Source organism: Cupriavidus sp. R6-3 (assembly GCF_059772245.1).
This window is the reverse complement of the sequence record NZ_JCBAJO010000202.1, coordinates 1-8,646: the sequence shown is the minus strand read 5'-3', so window position 1 is coordinate 8,646 and position 8,646 is coordinate 1. Positions and strand designations below refer to the sequence as shown.

General features: G+C 66.7%; 9 protein-coding genes. 7 read left to right on the top strand and 2 right to left on the bottom strand.

From position 1 onward, the window contains the following. The first annotated feature begins 98 nt into the window (after positions 1–98). From AC6EI8_RS21345 to aceA, 4 genes are all read left to right on the top strand, one after another. Positions 99–914, top strand: coding sequence for a LytR/AlgR family response regulator transcription factor (locus AC6EI8_RS21345; protein WP_149319066.1), 816 nt, complete (start codon positions 99–101; stop codon positions 912–914). 307 nt (positions 915–1,221) lie between these two features. Next, on the top strand, positions 1,222–1,749 hold the full coding sequence (gene rraA / locus AC6EI8_RS21340; protein ID WP_226108817.1) for a ribonuclease E activity regulator RraA: 528 nt from the start codon (positions 1,222–1,224) through the stop codon (positions 1,747–1,749). Positions 1,750–1,751: 2 nt separating this feature from the next. Next, positions 1,752–2,192 carry a gamma-glutamylcyclotransferase family protein gene (locus tag AC6EI8_RS21335; RefSeq protein WP_226108818.1) on the top strand — a complete coding sequence of 147 codons (441 nt, stop codon included), beginning with the start codon at positions 1,752–1,754 and terminating at the stop codon, positions 2,190–2,192. Between the two features lie 348 nt (positions 2,193–2,540). Continuing rightward, a complete protein-coding gene (gene aceA, locus AC6EI8_RS21330) occupies positions 2,541–3,833 on the top strand; it encodes an isocitrate lyase (RefSeq protein WP_149319064.1) in 1,293 nt (430 codons plus the stop codon). Positions 3,834–3,913: 80 nt separating this feature from the next. Here the strand turns inward: aceA and AC6EI8_RS21325 are convergent, their stop codons facing one another. Together AC6EI8_RS21325 and AC6EI8_RS21320 are read right to left on the bottom strand one after the other, a co-directional pair. Further along, positions 3,914–4,348, bottom strand: a complete 435-nt coding sequence (locus AC6EI8_RS21325; protein ID WP_149319063.1) for a universal stress protein — start codon at positions 4,346–4,348, stop codon at positions 3,914–3,916. Positions 4,349–4,504: 156 nt separating this feature from the next. After that, a complete protein-coding gene (locus tag AC6EI8_RS21320) occupies positions 4,505–5,455 on the bottom strand; it encodes a LysR family transcriptional regulator (protein ID WP_149319062.1) in 951 nt (316 codons plus the stop codon). Between the two features lie 249 nt (positions 5,456–5,704). Between AC6EI8_RS21320 and AC6EI8_RS21315 the strand changes: the two genes are divergently transcribed. From AC6EI8_RS21315 to AC6EI8_RS21305, 3 genes are all read left to right on the top strand, one after another. After that, positions 5,705–6,415: a haloacid dehalogenase type II gene (locus AC6EI8_RS21315; RefSeq protein WP_422648508.1), complete on the top strand. Its 711-nt coding sequence runs from the start codon at positions 5,705–5,707 to the stop codon at positions 6,413–6,415. Positions 6,416–6,461: 46 nt separating this feature from the next. Beyond that, on the top strand, positions 6,462–8,048 hold the full coding sequence (aceB, locus tag AC6EI8_RS21310; RefSeq protein ID WP_498382798.1) for a malate synthase A: 1,587 nt from the start codon (positions 6,462–6,464) through the stop codon (positions 8,046–8,048). A 148-nt stretch (positions 8,049–8,196) separates the two neighbouring features. Further along, positions 8,197–8,646 (top strand): SRPBCC family protein (locus AC6EI8_RS21305; RefSeq protein WP_498382797.1); only part of this gene is annotated, 450 nt, incomplete at its 3' end.

Here is an 8,646-nt window from a genome sequence, read left to right as displayed (position 1 = left end):
GCCTGCGGACTGTCGCCGCGGGCCCGCCCCGTTTCGTTACCGCTGACGGTCCGCCGACGACCGTCGATGATCCCCGATCGACTGCCACCGACTCCACGATGACGCCGACCCTGCTGATTGCCGACGACGAACCGCTCCTTGCCCGCGTGTTGCATGCCGAATTGTCCAGCCTGTGGCCGGAGGCGCAGATCGTCGCGACCGTGCATGACGGGGTGTCGGCGCTCGAAGCGGTGCGCCAGCACGCGCCGCGCGTCGCCTTTCTCGATATCCGGATGCCGGGCATCACCGGCATGGAGGTGGCGCGCGACCTGCTGGGCAAGCCCGGCGCGCCGCTGGTGGTGTTCGTCACCGCCTACGACCAGTTCGCGCTGGAGGCCTTCGAGAGCGCCGCCGTCGACTACGTGCTCAAGCCGATCCAGCGTGAGCGGCTGGAGGCGACCGTGAACCGGCTGAAGACGCGGCTGGCGATGCCGCCGCAGACGATGGACGGCAGCGCCTCGGCGGGCGCGCTCGAAGGCGAGCGGCTGGAGCAGTTGCTGAACCGGCTCGAGGCGCTGGACCGCGACACCATCGCGCGCACCGGCGGGCCGTACCTGCGCTTCATCAAGGCCCTGGTCGGCCAGGAGGTGCGGATCATCCCGGTCGACGAGGTGATCTACCTCGAGGCCACCGACAAGTACGTCAACGTGGTGTCCAGCAGCGGCGAGGCGCTGATCCGCACCAGCCTGCGCGAGCTGACCCAGCAGCTCGATCCGGACCGCTTCTGGCAGATCCATCGCGGCACGGTGGTCAACATCGACTGCGTCGCCGCCGCGGTCAACCAGTCGCTGGGACGGCTCACGCTTAAGCTGCGCAATCGCCCCGAGACGCTGGCGGTGGCGCGGCAGTACGCGTATCTGTTCAAGCAGATGTAAGGACTGTTGGGGGGTGCGCCGGCGCGGGCCTTGCGTCGGCCTTCTCCGGCCTTCGGCCTTCTCCGGCCTTCGGCCTTCGGCCCGGCCTCCCGCGCGCACTTCCTTCGGAGTTTCTGCCCGGCCTTCCGCGCGGACTTGCTTCCGCGCTTCTGCCCGGTCTTCCCCCGCTCGTTTTCCACTATGATGCTTCGGTTGCGCCGCACCATCGGGCGCACCCGGGCATCGCGCCCGTCTTCGCGTTTTTCGCTTTGTCCGCTTTTTCCCCTTTTCCCCCTTTGTTTCCCTGCTGATCGAGGAGTGAATTGCCATGGATTTCGCCACCACCGACCTTTGCGACGATCACGAGGCACGCCTGGCCGACGGCTCGCTGCGCGTGCTGACGCCGGGCTGGCAGGCCTTCGGCAAGCGCGCGCGCTTCGCCGGCCCCGCCATGACGCTGAAGGTGTTCGAGGACAACTCGCTGGTGCGCGAGGCGCTCGAGTCGCCGGGACAGGGCAGGGTGCTGGTGGTCGACGCCGGCGGCTCGGCGCGCTGCGCGCTGGTCGGCGGCAATCTCGGCCAGCTGGGCGAGAAGAACGGCTGGGCCGGCATCGTGCTGAACGGCTATGTGCGCGACACCGTCGAGCTCAACGATTGCGACATCGGCATCCGCGCGCTGGGCGTGCATCCGCGCAAGAGCGAGAAGCGCAACAGCGGGCAGCGCGACGTCGCGCTGCAGATGCCGGGTGCGGTAGTGCGTCCGGGCAACTGGATCTACGTCGACGAGGACGGCGTGCTGGTGTCGGACGTCGACCTGGCGAGCCCGGTGAGCGCGGTGAGCGCGAAGCAGGGCTGACGATGGCGCTGGTGTTCGTCTATGGCACCTTGCGCGCCGGCGAGGTCAACGACCTGAACGAGGCGGCGCGCCGCCATGGCCTGCCGGCGCCGCGGCTGGTCGGCAGCGGCAGCGTGCCGGGGCGGCTCTACGACTTCGGCAGCTATCCGGGCTATGTGCCGGCGGCGCTTGAGCCGGACAGCGCTGGCCTGCCCGGCGGTCCGCGCGTGGTCGGGGACATCTACGAGATCGACGAGGCCCTGATTCCCGTGCTCGACGAGATCGAGGAGGTCTATCCGGGCCAGGCGACGCTGTTCGTGCGCACCGAGCAGGAGGTGGCATGCGCCGATGGCAAGCGGCGCTGCCTGCTCTATCCGGTCGGCGCGGAGGCGGTGCGCAGCCTGCCGGAGATCGAAGGCGGCGACTGGGTGGCCTACCGGCGCGCCCGGGTTGCGGCCGGCTGAACCGCCCGACAGCGCTTGCACACAATTTCACGATGCGGAAAGACGTTTTGGTCCGCAAAAATACATGGATGCGTGGCACAACGGTCGTTTCTCATGATGGGAAAGGTCTTGCCGCATCGTGAAATGTTTTCGATAAACTACTGAAATATAAGGATAAAAAATCTGCGGCGCAGGCCGCATCGAGCCTTGTTGCGTCGCGGGACGCTTCTCTACACTCTTATATAAGACATATGACTTGCGGCGTAGCCGGAACGCTGAAACCGGCACCCGGTGCCCCAGGTCGGCAGACCGGCTCCCCCTCCGGTCGCGTCGCACAGATTTGCCGAACCCCATCAACAGGAGAGTGACATGTCCCGCGAAATCGAAGCACAAAAGCTCAAGCAAGACTGGGAAACCAACCCGCGCTGGAAGGGCATCAGCCGCCACTACACCGCCGAGGACGTGGTGCGCCTGCGCGGCTCGGTCCAGATCGAGCACACGCTGGCCCGCCGCGGTGCCGAGAAGCTGTGGCATCTGCTCAATACCGAGCCGTTCGTCAACACGCTGGGCGCGCTGACCGGCAACCAGGCGATGCAGCAGGTCAAGGCTGGCCTGAAGGCGATCTATCTGTCGGGCTGGCAGGTCGCCGGCGACGCCAACCTGGCCGGCGAGATGTATCCGGACCAGTCGCTGTATCCGGCCAACTCGGTGCCGCAGGTGGTCAAGCGCATCAACAACACCTTCCAGCGTGCCGACCAGATCCAGTGGAGCGAAGGCAAGGGCGACATCGATTTCTTCGCGCCGATCGTGGCGGACGCGGAAGCGGGCTTCGGCGGCGTGCTGAACGCCTTCGAGCTGATGAAGGCGATGATCGAAGCGGGCGCCGCCGGCGTGCACTTCGAAGACCAGCTGGCCTCGGTCAAGAAGTGCGGCCACATGGGCGGCAAGGTGCTGGTGCCGACCCGCGAGGCCGTCGCCAAGCTGACCGCCGCGCGTCTGGCCGCCGACGTGATGGGCGTGCCGACGCTGGTGATCGCCCGTACCGACGCGGAAGCGGCCGATCTGCTGACCTCGGACATCGACGATCGCGACAAGCCGTTCTGCACCGGCGAGCGCACCGTCGAAGGCTTCTACCGCACCAAGGCCGGCATCGAGCAGTCGATCGCACGCGCGCTGGCCTATGCGGAAGTGGCCGACCTGGTCTGGTGCGAAACCGGCAAGCCGGATCTGGAATTCGCCAAGAAGTTCGCCGAGGCGGTGCACGCCAAGTACCCGGGCAAGCTGCTGGCCTACAACTGCTCGCCGTCGTTCAACTGGAAGAAGAACCTGGACGACGCCACCATCGCCAAGTTCCAGAAGGAGCTGGGCGCGATGGGCTACAAGTTCCAGTTCATCACGCTGGCCGGCTTCCACTCGCTGAACTACTCGATGTTCAACCTGGCCTACGGCTATGCGCGCAACCAGATGAGCGCGTTCGTCGAACTGCAGGAAGCCGAGTTCAAGGCGGCCGAGAAGGGCTTCACCGCGGTCAAGCACCAGCGCGAAGTCGGCACCGGCTACTTCGACGCGGTCACGCAGACCATCGAAGGCGGCCAGTCGTCGACCACCGCGCTGAAGGGCTCGACCGAGGACGAGCAGTTCTTCGACAAGAAGGTGGCTTGATGTAGTGGGTTCTCCCTCTCCGTCTCCCTCTCCCGATGGCGGGAGAGGGAGAGGGGAAGGGGTTCAGCGAAGGTGCTGCCTTACCGGTAGACGATCACCGGAATATCGGTATGCGTCAGCACCTTCTGCGTCTCGCTGCCGAGCAGCAGGCCGGACAGGCCGCGGCGGCCGTGCGAGGCCATGAAGATCACGTCGCAGCCATGCCGTTCGGCCGCGTCGATGATGCCCAGATAGGGCACCGCGAAGGTCGACATATCGGTGTCGCAAGGCACACCGGCCGCGGTCGCGGCGGTTTCGACCTCCTTCAGATAGATGCGCGCCTGCGCCTCGATGCGGTCCTTGAAGGCCTGCGGGGCCTCGACCACGATTTCGCTGAAGGGCGTGTACGGATATTCCTCGAGACAGACATAGGCCGTGACCCGGGCGCCGATGGCCCTGGCCAGTTCGATGCCGCCGTCGATCGCTTTCTTGGACAGCTCCGAACCGTCAGTGGGGAGCAGGATGTGCTTGAACATGGCCGATCTCCTTGCGATGAGTCCAAAGGCATACCCGAGGGGCACCGGAAGCGGGCGGACAACGGGCGGACAAAACCGGGCCCGCCCTGACTTCATTGTAGCCAGTGTGGCGGCTAATGCATCGGGGGCGAACCCTTGCCCGATCGTCGTGCCGGGTCAGGCACCGACCGGCTCGTCGGCGGCGGGCAGCGGCGCCTGTTCGCCCCGGCGCCAGTAGGCGGGGTTGCCGTAGGTGTTCTTCAGATGATCGATAAACAGCCGCACCCGCAACGGCAGATGCTTGCGCTGCGGAAACACCGCATGGATGCCGATCGGCGGCGCCTGGAACTCATCGAGCACCGTCACGAGGCGCCCGGTCGCGATCTCGTGGCCGACCTCCCACCACGAGCGCCACGCAAGCCCGTGTCCTTGCAGACACCAGGCATGCAGCACCGCGCCGTCGGTGCATTCCATATTGCCGCCGACCTTGACCGTGACCGGCCGCCCGTCCTGCTGGAACACCCAGCCGCGCTGCACGTTGGCGCTGGCCCCGAAGGCCAGGCAGTTGTGCGCGGCGAGTTCCTCCGGCAGCTGCGGCGTGCCGCGCCGCGCCAGATACGAGGGCGCCGCCACCACCACGCGGCGGTTCTCGGCCAGCCGGATCGACACCAGGCTCGAATCGGGCAGGTCGCCCAGGCGAATCGCGCAATCGAAGCCCTCGTTGACCAGGTCGACCACGCGGTCCGACAGGTCCAGCGTGATGGTCACGTCCGGATGCGACTCGATGAACAGCGGCACCACCGGCGCCACGTGCTTGCGGCCGAAGCCCGCCGGTGCCGTCACGCGCAGATGGCCGCTGGCCTTGACGCCGCCCGCCGACACGCTGGCCTCGGCGTTCTGCAGATCGTTCAGGATGCGCTGGCAGTCTTCCAGGAAGGCCGAGCCCTCGAAGGTCAGCGTGATCTTGCGGGTGGTGCGCACCAGCAGCTTGACGCCCAGCCGTTCCTCGAGCGCGTCGATGCGGCGGCCGATGATGGCCGGCGCGACGCCCTCGGCGGTGGCGGCCGCGGACAGGCTGCCGCGCGAGGCGACCGAGACGAAGGTCGCCAGTTGCTTGAAATGATCCACGTGTCCCCGACGGTTTGCGGCTGCCCGGACACAAAGCGATCTTGGCGATACGTGCCGGTCAGCGGATGGCAGGGTCGGAGCCGATATTGGTTTCGGATCTTCCGACGGTTCGCCAAGATTAGTAGGGCAAAAGTAAAAGATCAAGTGACCCGGGTCGGCTATGCCGCGCTGCAGCGCCTGCCTACAATGCTCGGAATTCGTGGTACGCCGGCCCTGCGCCGCGGCCGCCAACCCTGGTCCTTGCCCGCTATGAACCCGATCCGCGCCGTCGTCTTCGATGCCTATGGCACGCTGTTCGACGTGTATTCCGTCACGGCGCGCGCGGAGCAGCTGTTTCCCGGCAAGGGCGAGGCGCTGGCGCTGCTGTGGCGCGACCGCCAGATCGACTACACGCGGATCCGCACCCTGGCCGCGCCGGACGGGGCCTGGTACAAGCCGTTCTGGGCGATCACCGTCGACGCGCTGCGCTATGCGGCGCAGCGGCTGGCGCTGCGGCTCGATGCCGCGGCCGAGGCGCAGCTGCTGAAGGAGTACGCCTGCCTGTCGGCCTTTCCGGAGAACCTGGGCGCGCTGCGCCGCCTGCGCGCGGCCGGGCTGCCGCTGGGCATCCTGTCCAACGGCAATCCCGAGATGCTGGACATCTCGGTCAAGAGCGCCGGCATGCAGGGCCTGTTCGACCATGTGCTGTCGGTCGACGCGGTGCGCCAGTACAAGACCGCCCCGGCCGCCTATGCGCTCGGTCCCGCGGCCTTCGGCGTGCCGGCGCACGAGATGCTGTTTGTCTCGTCCAACGGCTGGGACGCGTGCGGCGCGACCTGGTTCGGCTACACCACGTTCTGGATCAATCGTGCCGGCCACCCGGCGGAGCGGCTCGACGCCGAGCCGAGCGGGACCGGGCACGACATGAACGACCTGCTCGATTTCGTGCGCGCACGCGGCATTGCCGTCGCGCAGGGATGAAGAGGGCAGGCATGGCACAACCCCCATCGATCACAGGAGAACATTGATGGCCATCACGTTGCCTGCGGGCATGAAGATTACCGGCGAAATCCTGCCGGCCTACGAAGATATCCTCACGCCGGAAGCGCTGGCCCTGGTGGACAAGCTGCACCGCGCCTTCGAGCCGCGCCGCCAGCAGTTGCTGGCCGCGCGCGTCGAACGCGCCAAGCGCCTGGACGCGGGCGAGCGCCCCGACTTCCTGCCGGAGACCAAGTCGATCCGCGAAGGCGACTGGAAGATCGCGCCGATCCCCAAGGCGCTGGAGTGCCGCCGCGTCGAAATCACCGGCCCGGTCGAAGCCAAGATGGTCATCAACGCGTTCAACTCGGGCGCGGACAGCTACATGACCGACTTCGAGGACTCGAACACCCCGAACTGGCACAACCAGCTGCAGGGCCAGGTCAACCTGAAGGCCGCCGTGCGCCGCACGCTGACGCTCGAGGCCAAGGGCAAGGTCTACAAGCTGAACGACAAGATCGCCACGCTGCAGGTGCGTCCGCGCGGCTGGCATCTGGACGAGAAGCACGTGACCATCGACGGCCAGCGCGTGTCGGGCGGCATCTGGGACTTCGCGCTGTTCCTGTTCCATAACGCCAAGGAGCAGATCGCGCGTGGCGCCGGTCCGTTCTTCTATCTGCCGAAGATGGAAAGCTATCTCGAGGCGCGCCTGTGGAACGACATCTTCGTGATGGCGCAGAACGAGATCGGCCTGCCGCAGGGCACCATCAAGGCGACCGTGCTGATCGAGACGATCCTGGCCGCCTTCGAGATGGAGGAGATCCTGTACGAACTGCGCGAGCACAGCGCGGGCCTGAACGCCGGCCGCTGGGACTACATCTTCTCGTGCATCAAGAAGTTCAAGACCGACAAGAACTTCTGCCTGGCCGACCGCGCCAAGGTCACGATGACCGCGCCGTTCATGCGCGCGTACGCGCTGCTGCTGCTCAAGACCTGCCACAAGCGCGGCGCGCCGGCGATCGGCGGCATGAGCGCGCTGATCCCGATCAAGAACGATCCGGAGAAGAACGAGATCGCGATGCAGGGAATCATCGGCGACAAGCGCCGCGATGCGACCGACGGCTATGACGGCGGCTGGGTGGCCCACCCGGGCCTGGTCGAGCCGGCGATGAAGGAATTCGTCGCGGTGCTGGGCGACAAGCCGAACCAGTTCGAGAAGCAGCGCCCGGACGTCAACGTGAGCGCCGCCGACCTGCTGAACTTCCAGCCCGAAACGCCGATCACCGAAGGCGGCCTGCGCATGAACATCAACGTGGGCATCCATTACCTGGGCGCCTGGCTGGCCGGCAACGGCTGCGTGCCGATCCACAACCTGATGGAAGACGCCGCCACCGCCGAGATCTCGCGTTCGCAGGTCTGGCAGTGGATCCGCTCGCCGAAGGGCGTGCTGGAAGACGGCCGCAAGGTGAACGCCGAGATGGTGCGCGCGCTGATTCCGGAAGAACTGGCCAAGGTCAAGGAAGTGGTCGGCGGCGACACGAAGACCTACGACCGCGCCGCGGAGATTTTCGAGCAGATGTCGACGTCGGAATCGTTCGCCGAATTCCTGACGCTGCCGCTGTACGAGGAGATCTGAGTGTGAGCCTCGTCCCCCGCTCGCGCGGGGACGACGGCCATCTCGATTCCAGAGCCCGAAGCCCGCATCCGCGGGCTTTTTGCTTTGCGGGATGCGGCCCCGGCGCGGGGCCTTCATAATGGCGGCTTGAGCAAGAGGGAGAATCAAGTTGCGCTTCGTGCATCTGGTAGAGATCAATGACCCCAACATGCCGGCGCTGGACCCGCTGACGGCGGACCAGGTCTGGCAGGGGCTGGTGCTGCGCGGCCAGTCGCCGGAGCTGTTCGTGCTGGGCCTGGACCGCGCCGAAATCACCGGCCGCGGCGACGACTGGATCGAGCGCGTGCTGCATTTCGGCAAGGCCGAGGTGCGCGACCGGGTCGTGTTCGAATCGCGCCGCTCGGTCCGTTACGAGACCGCCGCCACCGCCGACCATGCCGGCGGCACGCTGACGATGACCATCGAGACGCCCGGTCCGGGCGCGCTGCTGCTGCGCTTCACCTACGAGACCACGATGCCGGCGGTCGACGCCAGCGGCGACGACCGCTACGCCGAGATCGTCAAGTCGGCCTATCACGAGGCCGATCTCGATACGGTCCGCAAGATCCGCGAACTGGCC

Bases quoted from the DNA above. Each gene is read 5' to 3' on its own strand.
- aceA (WP_149319064.1), top strand. From the start codon at position 2,541: ATGTCCCGCGAAATCGAAGCACAAAAGCTCAAGCAAGACTGGGAAACC.
- AC6EI8_RS21345 (WP_149319066.1), top strand. From the start codon at position 99: ATGACGCCGACCCTGCTGATTGCCGACGACGAACCGCTCCTTGCCCGC.
- AC6EI8_RS21315 (WP_422648508.1), top strand. From the start codon at position 5,705: ATGAACCCGATCCGCGCCGTCGTCTTCGATGCCTATGGCACGCTGTTC.
- AC6EI8_RS21335 (WP_226108818.1), top strand. From the start codon at position 1,752: ATGGCGCTGGTGTTCGTCTATGGCACCTTGCGCGCCGGCGAGGTCAAC.
- rraA (WP_226108817.1), top strand. From the start codon at position 1,222: ATGGATTTCGCCACCACCGACCTTTGCGACGATCACGAGGCACGCCTG.
- aceB (WP_498382798.1), top strand. From the start codon at position 6,462: ATGGCCATCACGTTGCCTGCGGGCATGAAGATTACCGGCGAAATCCTG.
- AC6EI8_RS21325 (WP_149319063.1), bottom strand. From the start codon at position 4,348: ATGTTCAAGCACATCCTGCTCCCCACTGACGGTTCGGAGCTGTCCAAG.